Origin of the sequence: Flavobacterium anhuiense (assembly GCF_001705175.1) — a bacterium.
Lineage (GTDB): Bacteria > Bacteroidota > Bacteroidia > Flavobacteriales > Flavobacteriaceae > Flavobacterium > Flavobacterium anhuiense.
In genome coordinates, this window is the sequence record NZ_CP016907.1 from 3,623,373 (window position 1) to 3,641,771 (window position 18,399).

An 18,399-nucleotide genomic window follows, 5' to 3' on the forward strand; every position below is an offset into this window, starting at 1 on the left:
TTTATAATTAAAATTCATTTATAAATAAGTCAAAATTTCCTGTTGCGGCGACTTTCAATAAGTACGACTGCCACACATTATTATTGACAATATCTCGATCGATTTCAGCACGGTTCAGCGTGTAAATGGTTTGTGTTAAATCGGTTAGATCGGTTAAACCATTCTTGTATAATGTCGATTTCTGAATGTAAGCTCTTTGTGCGGCATCAACCTGAATCGGCGCTTCGGCATAATTTTCCAAAGTAATTTTGATTTTATCTTCGGCGAAAGCCAGTTGAGACTTCAATTCTCTATCGGCCTGATTGTATTCTTCCTGCAGAGCTTGAGATACAAATTTCTGAGCGCTTACTTGTTTGCTTGAACGGAAAGGTGTGGTTAAATTCCACGTAATTCCAACTCCAACTAAATAGTTCGTGCGGTCTGGATTTACGCCATCCCAATAATTTCTAGTAAATGCGTTTTGATTGGTGGCATAAGAAGAATCAAATCCCGAGGCTCTGGTCTGTAAAACGCCAAAAGCACTCATGGTTGGATAATAGAATCTTTTATACAATTTAACCTGCTGATTGCTGTAATCGATTTTGGTTTTATAGAACTGTAATAATGGGTGAAGACTGTCTGTAGCCGTTTCTTTGGTTACCAATTCTTTCGGAATCTGAGTTACAAATAAAGTATCGGCAACAAAATCCTGCGGTGCAACGCCCATTAAATCGACTAATTTGTTGTTTTGTTCCTTAACGAAATTTTTAGCTAGGTTTAAAGCCATTTTTGCTTTAGAAACTTCGGCTGTAGCCAATGTAGAATCAACTCCAGCTAATAATCCGTTTTTAACTCTTGCAACGGCAGTCTTTTTGAAAATTTCTGCACGGTCTAAATTCTTTTGCTGCGAAATCAGTAATCTTTGGCTCGCCAATAAATTTAAATAAGCCGCTGAGATTTTGATTTCCTGCTGGAATTTTTCCTGCTCTAAATCTTTTTCTTTAGCCTGAACATCAATTTTAGATAAATTGATTTTTTCCTGTGTTTTTCCGAAAGTGAAAAAATCCCAGTTCATGTTGACTAAATAAAGTGCACCAAATGCCGAGTTCCAGTTTTGCTCTGGCAACGGAAGTCCTGATGAAGCAACTCCTAAACCTCCAAAACCATAAAGCGGTCCGTTTTGTCCGTTTACGGTTCCGTAATCCTGCTGTGCCGATAAGTTCAGGTTTGGCAGATAATCACGGCGAGATTGTTTGAGAGTCTCTTTTGATGCATTGGTGTAATTGTTTTTTGCTCGGATAGAACCGTAGTTTTCAAGTCCTATCTTTATGGCTTCTTTTAAAGACAGGGTTTGAGCGTAGCCGGCTGAGGCAAAAATCAACAAAAATAATAAGGTAATTTTTTTGAAATACATAAACTCAAGTGTGATATAGAATATTTTTGATGCAACAAATTTATTTCTCTTACACTGATAAAAGTCAGGTTAAGTGATGTACTGCACTAGTAAATGACGAATTGAATTGGTCATTTTTTGAAAAAAATAATTAAATATTTGTGCGTACTTTGTAAACTATTTCACAATTAAGAATGAACAAAAAAATTGATAACATATTGGATAACAAATGGTGGCAGGAGGTTGCTGTTGTCCTTTTTTCATTTACAATTTATACCCTTAAGAATGACTGGATGCTTTTTAGCTCCTTCGTTTCTATTTTGATGGGGATATTTTTTTATTGCATTTTATACATGCATGCGCAGTTTAACCGCTTTTTTTTACTTCCAATTTTATTCAAAGCCAATAAACCTTTCACTTATATTATCCTGACGCTTTTTGGTGTTTTTGTATTCTCGGTCATTTTGTATGAAATTACCATGCTGGATATGTTTGCCAAATGCCATTTGTACCAAAATTCGCATCAGAGAAGCTATGTGTACCAATTGGCAAGTGTTTTAGGAACTTTGGTCTGCATTCTCAGTCCGATTATTGTTTTTAAGTTTTATCGTATTCACAGAAAACAAACCGATGCGGCTTTATTGTTCAATCAAATGCAATTAAATTCATTGAAAGGACAATTAAATCCGCATTTTTTGTTTAATACTTTTAATACACTTTACGGCATCAGCCTTCAGTTTCCAGACAGAACACCCGATTTAATTATGAAGGTTTCGCAGTTAATGCGCTATCAATTAGAGAGCAATAGCAAACAATGTGTATCTTTAGAAGACGAACTGGAGTTTATAAATAGCTATGTTCAGCTTGAAAAAGAACGTGTTGGCTATAGATGTGATATTACTTTTGAAAATAAAGTAGATAACGAATACACCTATAAAATTTCTCCGATGCTTCTAATTGCATTTATTGAAAATGCTTTTAAACACGGAACCTGCGCTATTGAAAAGTGTTTTGTGACAATTACAATTTCTGTAGAAAACGGATTGCTGCATCTTCATGTTGCCAATTCAATTCCGAAGAAAAATGATGTGGTTTCTACCAAAATTGGTTTAAAAAATACTATTGAACGTCTGAATTTAATTTATGGAAAAGACTATAAATTAGATATAAAAGACGATAAACAGACTTATATTGTAGATTTGGAAATACAGCTTAAAAAGTTTGTAGGATGAAAGAAACGAAAAGATGTATTATTGTAGACGATGAACCTGCTGCGCATTATGTTCTGGCCAATTATATCAAACAGAATCCGCAGTTAGAATTGGTTTTTCAAGGATACAACGGCATTGAAGCGATGAATTATCTCAGGGAAAATCCAGTCGATTTAATGTTTTTGGATATCAATATGCCTGAGATTTCTGGAATGGAACTGCTTAAAATTCTTCCGACACATCCTAAAACCATTTTGACTACAGCGTATTCTGAATTTGCTCTAGAAAGCTACGATTACGGTGTAATTGATTATTTGCTGAAGCCCATTTATTTCCCAAGATTTCTAAAAGCAATTGACCGATTTTTTGCAACCGAAAGCTTTAGGCAAAAGGCAGAAGAAACGGTAAATTCGGTTAGCGTAAAAGTAGATGGCTATTTAATGGATATTGAATTAGACCAGCTTTTATATGCTCAGAGTTTTGGCAATTATGTAAAACTTCACACGACAAAGAGAACGTATCTGGCTTCGATAACTACAACAGAATTTGAGAAATGCCTTCCAGAAAAGAGTTTTATGCGCATTCACAAATCGTATATCGTGGCGTTGGATAAAATCGATGCAACCGAAAAAGATTTTGTAGTCATCAAAAACGAAAGAATTCCAATCGGAATTACGTACAAAAGAGAGTTGACCGATAGACTAAAAAAGCTCGAATTGTAATTGCAACCATTGATTTTAGAGCGATTTTTGTGCTTGAAAAAAATGTTAAAATCTTCATGTTATCTTAATAAAAAAGTAGTACTTTTAATACGTTATTAAAGTTTAATTTTAAAAAATGAAACTATGAAAAACGTGTTTTTATCTTTTACTTTTTTATGCAGTAGTTTTTTAATAGCTCAAGAGGGAACCAATATGAAAAAGGTAATTACACCGCCAGAAAAGGTTCGATTTGCTTTTGAGAGAGAATATCCGGGAAAAGTGCCAGTCTGGTCTGAAGAATATGTGGGAGATGATGCAGATGAAATTCGATTTGAAGCGCGATATAATGTAGATGATAGAACCAAAGCAGTTGCGATTTACGATAATCTGGGAAACATGAAAGCGTATGAGCTGCAGATTCCGTTTAAACAGCTTCCGATAAAAGCGCAGTCTTATCTAAAAAAGAATTACAAAGCAAAAGCCATTCAAGAAATTGCAATGGTGGTAGACGATAAGAAAAAAACAACCTACGAAGTAGGCGTAACAAAAGACACTAAATTTTATGATATTGTTTTTGATGCAGAGGGAGGTTTTGATGTCTCTGTAGAAAAAAATTAAAACGCTTTACTAATTCAAATATTATTTGAAATGACAAACCCGATGAGTTTTTAATGCTTATCGGGTTTTGTTTTTTTAGTTATTTTGTTTCATGTTTCAGGTTTTAAGTTTAACCGCAAAGAGCGCTAAGGTTTACGCAAGGTTCGCAAAGTTTTTTACATATAGCTTTGCGAACTTTGCGTTTGTATAACATAAAGCTTAGAAAAAACCTTGCGCTCTTTGCGGTTAAAACACACAAAGAATAATCAACCTGAAACTTGAAACTTGAAACTTCTTTTACAACATCATTCCGCCAGAAGCTTCAATTCTTTGAGCATTTATCCAGCGAGCGTCTTCAGTACATAAAAAGGCAACTACACCACCAATATCATCAGGAAGGCCAACTCTTCCTAAAGCTGTTACAGAAGCAATCTGCTGGTTCATTTGTTCATTATCACGAACGACTCCGCCTCCAAAATCAGTTTCAATAGCGCCTGGCGCCACTATATTGGCTCTAATTTTTCTTGCGCCCAATTCTTTTGCCTGATATTTTGTCAAAGTTTCCATTGCGCCTTTCATAGAAGCATAAGCTGCATACCCTGGGAAAGAGAATCTCGCCAAACCAGTTGAAATATTTACAATTCCGCCGCCGTCATTCATTACGTTTAATCCTTTTTGAGTCAAGAAAAACGGACCCTTAAATTGAATATTAGTCAATTGATCAAATTCAGCTTCAGTGGTTCCAATGAACGAATTATGAATTCCGATTCCGGCGTTGTTTACCAAAAAATCAAATTTGTCTGTTTTGAAAGTGTTTTTCAAAACTGTTTTTACTAGATCGAAGAAAGAATCGAAAGTTCCGGATTCAGCAACATTTAATTGTAGTGCAGCGGCTTTCTGCCCTAAACTTTCAATTTCCGAAACTACAGCGTCAGCTTCTTCTTTTTTACTGTTGTACGTAATAATTACGTCAAGTCCTTTTTTTGCAATCGCAATTGCCATATTTTTTCCTAAACCTCTTCTACCGCCTGTAACTAGAGCTATTTTTGTATTTACTGCCATCTTATATAGTGTTTATTGTTTATTGTTATGGTTTGTTGTCAGTCTGAGCGGAGTCGAAGACCTTTATAGTTAGAATGTCCTTTGGCTACGCTTATGAAGACAAATAGTTGTGTTTATTTTTTTAACACATAGAAACATAGATTTTGTTTTTCTTTAGAAGATTATATAAAGAAACTAGTTTCTAACACATAGCCTATGTGTTTTATTAAAAGTGAAACGCCTTTTATTCACTACAAAAATCTATGTTTCTATGTGTTTAATTTTAAATTAAGAATGCATTGCATTAAAATGATTTCTCAATTCTTCTGCGCTTGCATTTAATCTCGTTTCGCTGGTGCCGAAAGTCAATTCTTGTTTTCCTTTTTTCAATTGTTCGAAGATAGATTCGATAAAACTGCTTACGCTTGGATGTGCGTCGTGAAGACCAATTCCGCCCAAATCTGTGTTTAATGCGGGTGGAATAATTTCTACCACTTCAATATTTTTTTCTCTTAATAAATGACGAATTGAAAGTGTAAATGATCTGAAAAATGCTTTTGTAGCCGAATAAACCGGGACTTTTGCAAAAGGAGAAAATGCCAGTCCAGAAGTTACATTCATCACTGTTTTTAGCGAGGACAACTGAATAAATAGCGAAGTTAAATGCAAAGGAGCTTCGATGTTTGTGGCAAGCTCATTTTTCATGTTATTGTAAAAGTCAGCATCTGTTATGTTCATCCAGTTTTGAATTCCAGCATTATTGACTAAAACATTTAAATCAGGATGATTTGCTGCAATCCATTGATAAAGCGCAATGCGTTCCTCTTCTATAGACAAATCGCATACTTTAGTAATAATCGATGGAAACTTAGCTTTTACTTCTTCTAGAAGAGAAGCTCTTCTTCCGCAGATAATTACGGTATTGTTTTCCTGAATAAATCGTTCGGCAAGTCCAAGTCCGATACCGCTTGCACCGCCAGTTATTAAAATTTTGTTGTCTGATAAATTCATCTTTTCGTTCTTTTAATTTGATAAGACAAAGGTAGGAGCGAAGTAGACTTGGGTAGTTGTAAATATCAAACCGATGTTTGCGAAATTCAAATCACTATAGTGAAATTCCAATTTTTTAAATTCCAAATTCCAAGCTTCAAGTTTAACCGCAAAGAACGCTAGGGATTCCGCAAGGTTCGCAAAGTTTTTTACATAAAGCTTTGCGGACTTTGCGTTTATATAGCATAAAGCTTAGAAAAAACCTTGCGTACTTTGCGGTTAAAACACACAAAGAATATCAATTTGAAAGCTGAAACCTGAAACAAAATTTAAGCTCTAAAAGCAATCGGCGTGTAAGAAGTCTGTTTTTTAAAGAAATTAGAAAAATGCGCTAATTCTTCAAAACCAAGTGAATAGGCGATTTCAGAAATATTCCAATCGGTTTGTTTTAAAAGAATTTTGGCTTCGTTTGTTAATCGGTTACTGATTAATTCTGTTGTGGTTTTTCCGGTGCTTTCCTTTAAAACTTTATTTAAATGATTGACATGAACAGATAATCGCTCTGCAAAATCTTTTGCTGTTCTCAATTCTAATCTTTGATTTGGAGATTCTATCGGGAATTGTCTTTCTAACAATTCAGCAAATAAAGAAGAAACTCTTGCTGCCGAATTGTGTTTGGAATATAACGCGGTAATAGGCTGCAGTTTTTGTCCGAAGTGAATTAACTCTGCAACATAATTTCGAATTAAATCGTATTTGTAGATATAATCAGAGTTGATTTCTTTTTGTATTTTATTGAAAATCAATTCTACTTCGGAAACTTCTTCGTCTGAAAGCTGAAAAATAGGATAACCAGCGGAGGCAAAAATCGGAAGTTCATCTAGATCGATTCCGCTTTTGCTTTTAGATAAAAACTCGCTTGTAAAAACACAAAAATGCCCGCCTTGATTGGTGTCCTGAGGTAAATAGTTATACGGAATTTTTGGTGTTGCAAATAACAATCCCTGTTTTTCTATTTCGATAACTTTATCGGCGTATTCGGCTCTATTATGGCCTTTTATCAAACTTATTTTGTAGTAGGCTCTTCTGTCATAAGGCATTCCAGGCTTTCCTTTCATGCGTTCGAGAAGTTCTTTTATATCAAAGACATTAAAGTGTCCGATTTCTTTCTGGATGTCGTTTGGCAATAGGGAAGTGGGGTCAACTGTTGAGCCTTCGGTAATATCGTGGTAAAATGAATCTAAGGATTTCATATTGTGATGAATTGCGAAATTCAAATATACGAAAAAATAAGCTTTGTGAGTTTAACCGCAAAGGGCGCAAGTTTTTTTGATTTAGACAGTCTATAAAGCTTTGTGTAAAATATTTGCGAAGCTTGCGAAAAAACTTTGCGCTCTTTGCGGTTAAAACAAACTTCCCTGTACGAACTCTGGCTTAGGATTGCTTCCGAAAGGAAAAGCATCAATTACAAAAAACTGTTTTACTTTGGGATCGAATTCCCTTAAAACAATTTCATTGCATTCAAATTCAAGATCAATTGTGGTAAAAAGCTCAGAAGCTATTTTAAGGTTTTCGGGTGTTAATCTTCTTCCGATTGACAAGTGCGGATTATCACTTTTTTTGAGTTTTAAAAACTTAAAGGTCTCATGAATCTTTTTCATAATAGGCACTAGATTATTTTTTGAATCTTCGGTTACACCTATAAAAAAAGCGCCGCTATTTTGGAAAGCATCAAAATGATTTAATGATACGGGGAAAGGGAAAAAAGTATCTGAAATTTTAGAAAGCTTTTGTTTAATTGAATCGAACTCAGATTCGTCGATTGTAAATTCACAAATCGTGATATGTGCTTCAGAATTGCAGCTGTTGTACCAATCGATTTTGCTTCTTAAAAAATCTTTCAGCTTTTTAACGGGTTCAACTAAATCTTTTGAATAAAATACAACCGAATATGTTTTTTCCATTTTTAGGATTTTGAATTACACAAATTTAAAATTTAAATTGTGCTGTCAATGCGGCGTAAAAATAATCTTTTCCCGACCCCACTTCTTTTAAAAAACTGCCCGCATTAAACCAACCCGTTTCTAGTGTAAATCCTAAATGATTATTCATGTCGTAGTTTACATTCGAAATTAATTGCGAACCAATAAAACGTTCCGTTGTGTTTTTTCCAGAATATAAAAGCTGCATGTTAGGGGCGTATATACCGTCACTTAAGGTTTGTCTCCAGAAAATATCGTAATCAATTCCAAGTGTCCATTTTTCCGATAAACTAAAATTAATTGAAGGATGAACATCTATTAAATTAGAAGGGCCAATTAAGGCAACTAATCCAAAATAAGCGCCTCTTGGATATAACGGATTAAAAGTTTGTAAGTGAGCATCTCCCGAACTTTTATCGCCAGAAATGATTTCTGTTTTCAATCCGATTTCAGGCGTATATTTTATGTTTTCGAAAGTATAACAGGCAAAAGATGAAAGTGTCCAGCCTGAAATTGTTTTTTGATTGATGTTTCCAAATTGGTAAACGCCTTCAAAATCGTATTTCCATGTTCCTTTATTTTTCCAGATTCGGGTTCCAATAGATTGTCTGTTTTCTTCACCAATGGCATCATCAAAAACAGATCGGCTTTTCCATAAACCTAAATAATACAGATCGATGTTCTGAATGAAAGGCACTTTGTGAATTACAGTATAACTTCCCCAAAATTTAGCGTTTTCATTAAAACTATCATTAAAAGTTCCTTGTTTATTGACAATAGGATGCGTGAAAAATGCGTCTGATTGCCAGTTGTTTTTTTTATAAAATAGTTTTACTGCATCAAAAGCAAGTCGACTGTTTGGACCTTCACGCACTGCAATTAAACGCTGTGAACCGTACATCATTTCTTGTCTTCCAGAACGCAATGTCAATTGCTCATTTTCTTCTTTAATAAAATCAATATCGAGAAAAGCCTGATGAATGTCTAGCTGATTTTCGTCAACTGGACTGGGATCTGTTTTGCCATTTGCTAAACTGCTTTGCAATTCAAAAAAGGTTCTGAAAACTCCTAATTGAACATTTGCATGAAACAGATATCGGGAAAGTAAATAGCCATCGTCATCAGCTTCGTCTCCCCATTTGTTATTGACGGTATAAGTGTACTGAAGCCTTGCTTCACCGCCAATTGAGGCATAATATTTATCGTTTTTTCCTAACGGAATATATTTGATTCTCTCGTATAAAGTTTTGATCGAATCTGCTTTTAGATAAGTGAAATCATCCTCATATCGCAGCCTTTGGAAAACTGGTTTTTGTTGTGCATTTGCAGAAAAAATGATTCCCAAAAGCAACAATAAGAAGAATGTGTTTTTCATTTGAATTAGTTTTTTTGATAACCTCCAAAGTAATTTACCGGACTCCAGTCTGGAATTGCTTTTGGTTTTTCGTTGGCAAAGGTTCTAAAGTCATTATCAGCGTAAACTACTTTTCCGTTTACTACTGTAAGTTTTGATTCGATATTTAAGATTTTTTCTTCAGAAGTCGAGAAGTAATCGTCAGAAAGAATAGCGAAATCGGCCAATTTTCCAGATGCCAGCATTCCTCGATCTTTTTCAATATTGATTAATTGGGCGCTTCCGTATGTGAATAGTTTTAAAGCAGTGTTTCTGTCAACAATATTTTCATCATTCATATATTTTAAGCCGCCCAAAGTTTTTCCTGTTGTGAGCCAATATAAACCAACCCAAGGATTGTAGCTTGCTACACGTGTTCCGTCAGTTCCCATTCCGACTTTAATTCCTAGCTCGAACATTTTCTTTAATGGAACTGTGTTTGAAGCAGCTGTTTTTCCATATCTTTTAATGAAACTTTCTCCTTGATACGCCATCCTATGCTGGATTGCGATTCCGCCATTTAAAGCTTTAATTCGTTTTAAATTTTCTATAGATACCGTTTCAGCATGATCAAAGAACCATAAAAGTCCATTTAAAGGTGTTTCTTTGTTGATGTCTTCTATTACGTTTAAAAATCTAGTGATGCTTTCATTGTAAGTAGCGTGAATTCTGAACGGCCATCTATTTTTCACTAATAAAGATAACACTTCTTTTAATTGTCCTTCCATCGCTGGACTTAGTTCTGGTCTTGGTTTGTCAAAGTTTTCAAAATCTCCTGCGCTCATTACCAAATTTTCTCCAGCACCCTGAACGTGATATTCTACTTTATCCGAATGATGATCGTCATCACAGCCTTCGCCAATTTCAACGGTTTGCATCCATTTGGTGTAATCGTTTAATTCTGTACCTGCTTTTTGCGCAAACAAATAATAAGGCATTCTAACAGTTAAATCGCTGTCTTTGCATAAACCATTGGTTACACCATAATCATCAGGAAAATTTTGAAATCCGCCTCCAGCATCCATAATTGCAGTTACGCCAAGACGATTCATTTCGGTCATAAATTGTTTAGTCGAATTTAATTTTTCTTCTTGAGTCAATTCGGGAAGTTTGGCAAGAGTCGAATATAGAATGAAAGCATTTGGTTCTGCCACCAATAATCCTGTTGGATTTCCGTTTGGATCTTTTTCAATCAATCCTGCATTTGGATTTGGCGTGTTGGAATCAATTTTCAAAGCTTCTAAACCTGCTTTGTTCAAATAAGCATGTCCATATAAATGAAGAATAAACGTTGGAACCTCGCCCGTTGCATCATTGATTTCTGCTAAAGTTGGAAGTCTTTTTTCTTCAAATTGATAAGCATTCCACCCACCAACAACACGCACCCATTGTCCTTTTGGCGTTCTTTGTGCCTGTTCTTTCAGCATAGCTAAAGCTCTTTTTAGAGAGCGAACACCATCCCAACGCAATTCTGTATTGTAAAATCTTCCGCCTCGGATAATATGCATATGAGAATCGAATATGCCAGGAATAATCGTTCTTCCTTTGGCATCGATTATTGTTGTTTTTTTGTCTTTTAATTTTAAGATTTCACTGCTTTTGCCCGTTTTTAGGATTTTTCCATCTGCAACAGCCATAGCTTCAACAACTGTATTTTTATTGTCCAGAGTATGAATTATGGCATTATGAACAATGAGTGTAGCTTTTTTATTTTGCCCAAAAACAGGGAGGGAAATGATTAAAAGAAAGACTATTAGTTTGAAAGAGAGTTTCATGATTGTGGTATTTTTGGTTTGGTAGATTTAATTAAAAATTGAGAATTAAAAATTAAAGGTTAAGTAAAATATCTTTAAAAAAGAGATTCAAACTTTTAGTTTTTCACGCAGGTTTAGCGGATCTAGAAGATTTTTTAATTTTTAATTCTCAATTTTTTAATTTCTAAAATTATTAGTGTTTCAACATTTCGTGCGCATATTGAACACCTACACCATAAGCTCCGCCGTATTTTTTAACTAAATCAGTTACAGGTACATAAGTTTCCTGACGAGCCCAGTCACGCTGTAATTCTAATAAATATTGCAATGAGGTTATAGGATGTGCACCAGCCTGAACCATACGAGTTACAGCCATTTCATGAGCTTCTTTAGAAACGTCACCGCTTGCATCTGTAATTACATAAACATCATATCCTTCGTTGATAGCTGATAAAACTGGTCCAACAATACAAACACTTGTCCACAAACCGCCAAATACGATTTTCTTTTTACCAGTTGCAATGATTGCTTTGCGTGCAGGAGCGTCTTCCCAAGTATTCATTGTGGTACGGTCAATATAGTTTGAAGTTTTTTGTGGGTAGAATTCTTCAATTTCTCTAAAAACAGGTCCGCTAAAAGATTTTTCGGCAACAGTTGTAACGATAGTCGGTACTTTGAATATTTTTGAAGCCCCAGCAACTAGAGCCGTGTTGTTGCGCAATTGGTCGATTGGAATGTTGCTTACTGCAAATGCCATTTGGCTTTCGTAATCTATTAAAACTAGACTGTGATTTGTAGGGTCTAAAAGTGACGGACTTGGTTTTTGAGCGAATCCGATAAAAGTTACTAAAGATAAAACTGCTGTAAGGATTAATTTTTTCATGATAATTTGATTTTGTTGTTAAATAAAGGTTTTAAATATTTTGTATTTGATTTTCAGTGTCTTGCATTCAAAATAAATGCCTTGTTTGTAATGTATTGATTTTAAAAGGTTTTTCAGAAAAGGCAATAGTGATCCTAGCGATATATCGTTATTAAAAATTGGATATTCGTTAAATGATATTCGTTAAGCTTTTAATGAATTTTTAAAAGAGAAAAATACGGTACCTAAATTTTTCCTTTTAGATGCAATCGATGAAGGATTTCGGACTTTAATAATCCGCTTCCGCCGCCAAAATGTTCAATTACTTCTACGTCTGGCTGTTGTTGTAAGCAAAATAAAGTAAATGCTTTTTCGACATGGTCTTCGATTCCGGAGCTGAATAGCACAACGTCGATTTTGTGATTCTGAAAATAGTCCTGAGCTTCTATTTCGTTGCTAAATGCGACTGCATTCCAGTCTTCATAAGCATTTACAAGGCGAAGTAAAATGGCCAGAATCGCTTCGTTTTTTCCAAGTAATAAGAATTCAAGTGTTTTCATTTTCTTTTTAGTTTCTGAGGTTCTGAGGTGCTAAGATTCTAAGTTTTTTTATTTTAGAATTTCAGTTTCACAGACCTTGTGATTTTACTTTACAAATTTATTGCTTTCATTATTGCTTCAACTTAATCTAGAATAAGAAAAGATTTTTTAAGTTTCTAAGATGCTAAGATGCTCAGATACTGAGTTTTCTTCTTGTTTTTGATTTCAGTTTTTGACAGAACTTGTAATTTATATTGCAAATGTATTAGTTCCCATTTTGCTTCAACTTAATCTAGAACAAGAAAAGATTTTTTTAAGTTTCCAAGATGCTAAGATGCTCAGATACTGAATTTTCTTCTTGTTTTTGATTTCAGTTTTTGACAGAACTTGTAATTTATATTGCAAATGTATTAGTTCCCATTTTGCTTCAACTTAATCTAGAACAAGAAAAGATTTTTTTAAGTTTCTAAGACACTAAGATGCTCAGATACTGAGTTTTCTTCTTGTTTTTGATTTCAGTTTTTGACAGAACTTGTAATTTATATTGCAAATGTATTAGTTCCCACTTTGCTTCAACTTAATCTAGAATAAGAAAAGATTTTTTTAAGTTTCTAAGATACTAAGATGCTCAGATATTAAGTTTTTCTTGTTTTCGATTTCAGTTTTTAATAGAACTTCTAATCTACATTGCAAATGTATGCGATGAAGACAAAGAGAGCTCTTAATCTAGAATAAGAAATATAATTTTAGAGGCCATCTAGTTTAGAAACTAGTATTTTATTTGACAAATTTACGTTAAATAGAATTTTGTCAATGTTTTGCGGTACAGTAACTTAAGCTTTTAAGTTAAAGTTAAGAATGTTAATTTTTTCACACAATGAGGAAAACCGTAAGGTTATCTATTTTGCGAATTTTAATTTTGGTTTGTAGAAATTTGAAAACGGTGATGGCCTTTACCTTTTTGGGAATCATTTAATTTCTATAAAAAACTGTTTTTGGAGAAACGTTTTTACATTGAAATTTTGACATATTCATTTGATCGTGGGTATTTGTATATAAGTTTGCAATATACATTAATGTCTAATTTTTTTAGGGTTTTAAGATTAAGTCGACGGACGTAATTTTAAGACCCTTTTTTTACCACAATAATGAAAAGCCAATTAGCCAAAATTGAATACTATCGGTATTGATTTTGAACTTTTGAGGCGAGAAACCGTAATAGCTTTTAAATGCTGCCGAAAAATGCGAAACGTCTTTGTAGCCGCATTTATAGGCCGCTTCGCTTACCGTAGCGGTTTTGCTTTGAAACAATTCTTTGGCATGTTCCATTCTCAATTTTATGATATAGCTTTTGACAGTTATGCCAAAACAAGCTTTAAAACCTTTTTTGAGCTTGAATTCGTTTAACGAAATAAGTCTCGAAAGTTCAGGTAGAGTAGGTGTATTTCTATAATCGTTTTCTAATATTTCTTTGGCTTCCAAAAGTTTGCCGTATTCTTCTTGGTTTATATTTTCGGTTTGCAAAGGTTTAATAGTTAGAGCCTCAAGCTGATGAATAAGAAGTTCCTTAATTTTACTTTCGATATAAATTCTTTTTAATAAGCCTTCGCGAGAGCAGTTTTTTATTTCGGATGTTACCCACTGAATTGCAGGTGTAAAAGGAAGGTATTTTGAGGTTAAATAAGTAGATTGTTTATTGAGTATTTTTTTTGAAAATTTCTCATGAAGCTGCCAATCTTCATTAATTATATTATAATAAAATTCTTTGGAAAGAATAATAGACATGTAATTGATGTTTGTGAGGGCTGGTATTGTAAAGAAACCTTTAAAATTATTGGTATAAAAAATATTATGCGTGTTTTTTTTAGAATACTTTTCGCTTTCCAATTGATCAATATGAGTCTCTACATTACTGCTGTAAATAAAATTCATCACAACCGATTCTTCATCAATTTCAAACATTACGGTTCTAGGAGTTGAATAATACATCTGAGTATCAAGGAGAACTAATCCTTCGGTGATGAGATGACGGCTTATAATTTTTTCAGAATTTCCATTTTGAATGTTGATATTTTCTTCTTTTAAAATACTTTTTGGATAATATTTATCTCCAATTTGAATTTTAATGATTGGCGTTTCAGAGGTTAGAAGTGTGGCTTTGATTTTCAAAATATAATCCGTTTTTACAAAATAATAATCCGTTTTTCCCTATCTTTTTTCAAGACGTTGATGGTATTTTTGCAGCAAAGTTATTTATAATTAGTCTAATTAAACATATGTCAACTCAAAAATTTTTATTTGCCACTTTATTTTTTCTAACTACGTTCTTATTATTTTCCCAGCAAAATCAAGGTTTTACGGTAACTGGCAAGGTGGTCGAAAATTCTGGAGAAACAATACCGTTTGCAACAGTCATTATCGAAAAAACTGGTTTGAGTGTTATTTCGGATGAAAACGGAAATTATATTTTAAAAAATGTACCATCAGGAAAACATATGCTGAAAATCTCTGCAATGGGATTTGCGGTTCAGAAAAAACATATTGAAGTCTCAGGTAATTTAGAGGTTTCAATTACAATGGACAGCCAATTGCAAGAGTTAGAAAGTGTAACTGTTCTAGGAAGATCGCAAACTGACAAGGTAAATAAACAAGCTTACAGTGTAACAGCTATTGATGCTAAAAAACTTCATAATTCAACTCTAGATTTATCGCATGCTTTAGACCGTGTTTCTGGTGTTCGCAACCGTGAAGCGGGCGGAGTGGGTTCAAGATCAGAGCTTTCTATCAACGGATTCTCAGGAAATCAGATTAAGGTTTTTATTGACGGAGTTCCGATGGATAATTTTGGATCCTCTTTTCAAATGAATAACATTCCGATCAATCTAGCCGATCGTGTAGAAGTGTACAAAGGCGTTGTGCCAATTTGGCTTGGCGGAGATGCTTTGGGAGGAGCGATAAACATTGTTACGAACAGCAAACCAAGAACTTTTGTAGATGCTTCGTATTCTTTCGGATCTTTTAATACGCATCGTTCAAGCATCAACGCTGGTTATACTGCTAAGAGTGGTTTTACTACAGAAATTAATGCCTTTCAGAACTACTCTGACAATGATTATTGGGTAAATGTTGATGTGGCCGATTTAAATACGGGAGCTTATTTTCCGAATCAGAGAGTGCGACGTTTTCATGATAAATACCGCAACGAAACAGTGATTTTAAATGTCGGAATAACTGGGAAAAAATATGCCGATAAATTGATGATCGGTTTTACGGGAGGGGAAAATAAAGCCGATATACAAACAGGTGCCAGAATGGTTAGCGTGTTCGGACAGATTTATAGAAAAGGCAGCATTGTAATGCCAACTTTAAAATATCAGGTAAAAGATCTGTTTACAAAAGGATTGAACGTAAATGTTACGGGTAATTACAACTTTGGTTACGAACAGAATATCGATACCGTTTTTAGAAGATACAATTGGTTTGGCGATTACAAACAGTATGAAGGGGCTGGGGGAGAAAGAAGCCGAACGCTTCGTAAGTTCTATAACAACAATGGTATAGCAACAGCCAATGCAACTTATACACTTAACGAGAGACATTCTTTTATGGTCAATAACACGTTTAATACGTTCGATCGTAAAGAAAGTGACGAATTGGTTCCAGAATCTTTGGTTTATAAACAGCCTAAGAAAACACAAAAAAATGTTTTAGGTTTGGGGTATAAATTAGATTATAATGATAAATGGAGCACTTCTCTATTCTTAAAAGATTATTCATTAAAAACTACCTATTCAAGAAGTTATAATCCGTCTGGAAACGCTGGAGATATTGCCTATCAGAAATATGTAGACCATACTTCCACAACTGGATATGGGGCTGCTACGAGCTATTATCTGAAACGTAATCTGCAGATAAAGGCTTCTTATGAAAAGACTTATAGATTGCCAACTCCAGAGGAAATATTTGGTAATGTGAATGATAATTTAGAGGGAAATCTTTCCTTAAAACCAGAATCAAGCAACAACTATAATTTAGGAGCAAGTTTTCAGACGAGTTTCCGCGAAAAAAATGCTTTATCATTTGATGTGAACCTTTTGCATAGAAATGCAGTCGATTTTATTCGTCCAACGCTGAATAATAATCAGACGATGACTACCAATGTCAATCAGGGAAAAGTGACCAATTATGGTATCGATGGTGAGATTAGATACTCGTATGGGAGTCGTTTTACGGCTGGTTTTAACGCAACGTACCAGAATATTAGAAACAAAACAATGTACGAGCCAAATCAAAATTATGTGTCTCCATTTTATAATGACCGAATTCCAAACATGCCATACCTTTTTGGAAATGCAGATGCTACAATGTTCTTTAATAATGTTTGGAAAAAAGGAAATAATCTGTCTGTTGGCTATAATCTGCTTTATGTCCATACGTATTATTTGTCTTGGCCAAGTATGGGAAGTAGGGACAGTAAACTAGAAATTCCGCAGCAGTTCAGCCACGATTTAAATGCTGTTTATACCATGGCAAATGGGAAATACAATATTGCTTTTGAATGCAAAAACTTTCTTGACAACAAGCTTTATGACAATTTCTCATTACAAAAACCTAGCAGAGCTTTTTACATCAAGTTGAGATATTATTTCAGCAAATCAAATAATTAAATTTTTAATACAAACACCATAATACAATGAAAAAAAGTACAACATTAGCTTTATTATCAGCGGTTTTAGCCTTTACAGCTTTTTCTTGCAGCAGTGATTCAGATAAATCAGGAGGAGAAACTGGCGGCGGAACTGATACAGGAAAAACGAAATATATTATTACTGCAACAACTGGAGCAGCGGGAATTGCAGATTATTTATTAACTGCAGATGATGTGTCTACAGGTTCTATTACCACCACAGGAAACGGATTGGAGCAGGATGGAACGTACCGTTACTATATTACAGCGCAAAATAACTTCTTTAGTTTGCTTTACGGGCAAGGAAATCCTGGAGCTGTAACAACTTATAATTTAAATGGTGAAGGAAAATTGGTTAAAAAATCTGATTTCCAAGCAGAAACAGTACACGTATTTGCTGCTGTAAACAAAGATATCTTGACGATCAAAGTTCCAAGGAGTGGTGCCTCTATCGCTTCTATGTACAAAATCGACGCTGAAAAATCGCTTATTACTGGCGAAGCACAGCAAGACACTAAAAAATTGGCTGGAAACGGAGAAAGAGCTTTCTTTACTTGGGCGACTCAGGTGGGAGATAAAGTGTATATGCCTTATATGAGTATCAAAGGAGACGGAGTAGACAATTTTGGTACTGCAAATCCAGATAGTACATGGGTTGCGGTTTACAATTATCCAGAATTGAAATTAGAAAAAGTAATCAAAGATAACCGTACAAGTTATTTAGGGGCTTATTTCACAAACGGATTATTCCAAGACGAAAACGGAGACGCTTACGGTTTCTCTGGAGCAATTGCTACTAGCAACGCTGTGATGACTTCTACAAAACCTTCTGCGATTGTGAGAATCAAAAAAGGAACTACAGAATTTGACAAATCTTATTTCTTTAACGTTCAGGAAAAATCTGGTGGATATAAAATTTCTTCTACTACTTATATTTCAAAAGGTAAATTCTTATTGTTAATGTATGGAAATGTGGGTAAAAACAATGGTGCAGTTAAAATGGCAATTGCCGATGTTTACAACCAAACATTTACATGGGTAACAAATGCCCCAGCTACTTTAACTTCTGTGACTAGTCGTTACAATATTACTTCAGAAGATGGAAGTTCTGCAATTGTAGGTATCAATACTCCTGACGGAAACTGGATTTACTCAATCAACGGTACAACTGCCGTTGCGACAAAAGGTATGAAAGTTGAAGGTGGACAAATTACTGCAATCCAAAAATTAAAATACTAATATTTTTTTACCGTAAGTGCTTTTTTAAGAG

The 18,399-nt window shown here is 34.4% G+C and carries 15 protein-coding genes; 5 read left to right on the forward strand and 10 right to left on the reverse strand.

Annotated features, from left to right (window positions below; all coding sequences use genetic code 11):
* Window positions 1–7: 7 nt before the first annotated feature.
* Window positions 8–1,393, reverse strand: coding sequence for a TolC family protein (locus BB050_RS15805; RefSeq protein ID WP_066034216.1), 1,386 nt, complete (start codon window positions 1,391–1,393; stop codon window positions 8–10).
* A 173-nt stretch (window positions 1,394–1,566) separates the two neighbouring features.
* On the opposite strand from BB050_RS15805, the gene BB050_RS15810 reads away from it, so the two are divergent.
* The 3 genes from BB050_RS15810 to BB050_RS15820 all read left to right on the forward strand — a co-directional run bounded on the left by BB050_RS15810 (window position 1,567) and on the right by BB050_RS15820 (window position 3,902).
* The gene (locus BB050_RS15810) at window positions 1,567–2,604 is read left to right on the forward strand and encodes a sensor histidine kinase (RefSeq protein WP_066034217.1); all 1,038 of its coding nucleotides are present in this window, start codon (window positions 1,567–1,569) and stop codon (window positions 2,602–2,604) included.
* On the forward strand, window positions 2,601–3,305 hold the full coding sequence (locus tag BB050_RS15815) for a LytR/AlgR family response regulator transcription factor (protein WP_066034218.1): 705 nt from the start codon (window positions 2,601–2,603) through the stop codon (window positions 3,303–3,305). Before BB050_RS15810 ends, BB050_RS15815 begins: the two co-directional genes overlap by 4 nt.
* Window positions 3,306–3,428: 123 nt before the next feature.
* A complete protein-coding gene (locus BB050_RS15820) occupies window positions 3,429–3,902 on the forward strand; it encodes a hypothetical protein (protein ID WP_066034219.1) in 474 nt (157 codons plus the stop codon).
* Window positions 3,903–4,178: 276 nt separating this feature from the next.
* On the opposite strand, the gene BB050_RS15825 is transcribed toward BB050_RS15820, so the two are convergent.
* The 9 genes from BB050_RS15825 to BB050_RS15865 form a co-directional block, all read right to left on the reverse strand.
* Window positions 4,179–4,943 carry an SDR family oxidoreductase gene (locus tag BB050_RS15825; RefSeq protein ID WP_066034220.1) on the reverse strand — a complete coding sequence of 255 codons (765 nt, stop codon included), beginning with the start codon at window positions 4,941–4,943 and terminating at the stop codon, window positions 4,179–4,181.
* A gap of 267 nt (window positions 4,944–5,210) precedes the next feature.
* Window positions 5,211–5,933 carry an SDR family oxidoreductase gene (locus BB050_RS15830; protein ID WP_066034221.1) on the reverse strand — a complete coding sequence of 241 codons (723 nt, stop codon included), beginning with the start codon at window positions 5,931–5,933 and terminating at the stop codon, window positions 5,211–5,213.
* A 308-nt stretch (window positions 5,934–6,241) separates the two neighbouring features.
* Window positions 6,242–7,165 (reverse strand): helix-turn-helix domain-containing protein, encoded by a 924-nt coding sequence (locus BB050_RS15835; RefSeq protein ID WP_066034222.1) that lies wholly within the window; start codon window positions 7,163–7,165, stop codon window positions 6,242–6,244.
* A 150-nt stretch (window positions 7,166–7,315) separates the two neighbouring features.
* Window positions 7,316–7,876, reverse strand: coding sequence for a 2'-5' RNA ligase family protein (locus BB050_RS15840; RefSeq protein WP_066034223.1), 561 nt, complete (start codon window positions 7,874–7,876; stop codon window positions 7,316–7,318).
* Window positions 7,877–7,901: 25 nt separating this feature from the next.
* Complete coding sequence (locus BB050_RS15845) at window positions 7,902–9,269, reverse strand: alginate export family protein (RefSeq protein ID WP_066034224.1); 1,368 nt, start codon at window positions 9,267–9,269, stop codon at window positions 7,902–7,904.
* 5 nt (window positions 9,270–9,274) lie between these two features.
* Window positions 9,275–11,062 (reverse strand): amidohydrolase, encoded by a 1,788-nt coding sequence (locus BB050_RS15850; protein ID WP_066034225.1) that lies wholly within the window; start codon window positions 11,060–11,062, stop codon window positions 9,275–9,277.
* Between the two features lie 172 nt (window positions 11,063–11,234).
* A complete protein-coding gene (locus BB050_RS15855; protein ID WP_008467690.1) occupies window positions 11,235–11,924 on the reverse strand; it encodes a hydrolase in 690 nt (229 codons plus the stop codon).
* A gap of 224 nt (window positions 11,925–12,148) precedes the next feature.
* Window positions 12,149–12,463: a hypothetical protein gene (locus BB050_RS15860; protein ID WP_066034226.1), complete on the reverse strand. Its 315-nt coding sequence runs from the start codon at window positions 12,461–12,463 to the stop codon at window positions 12,149–12,151.
* A gap of 1,116 nt (window positions 12,464–13,579) precedes the next feature.
* On the reverse strand, window positions 13,580–14,611 hold the full coding sequence (locus BB050_RS15865) for a helix-turn-helix domain-containing protein (protein WP_066034227.1): 1,032 nt from the start codon (window positions 14,609–14,611) through the stop codon (window positions 13,580–13,582).
* Window positions 14,612–14,718: 107 nt separating this feature from the next.
* Here BB050_RS15865 and BB050_RS15870 point away from each other — a divergent pair, with 107 nt between their 5' ends.
* Window positions 14,719–17,109, forward strand: coding sequence for a TonB-dependent receptor (locus BB050_RS15870; RefSeq protein ID WP_066034228.1), 2,391 nt, complete (start codon window positions 14,719–14,721; stop codon window positions 17,107–17,109).
* Between the two features lie 26 nt (window positions 17,110–17,135).
* Window positions 17,136–18,368: a DUF4374 domain-containing protein gene (locus BB050_RS15875; RefSeq protein WP_066034229.1), complete on the forward strand. Its 1,233-nt coding sequence runs from the start codon at window positions 17,136–17,138 to the stop codon at window positions 18,366–18,368.
* Window positions 18,369–18,399: the final 31 nt, after the last annotated feature.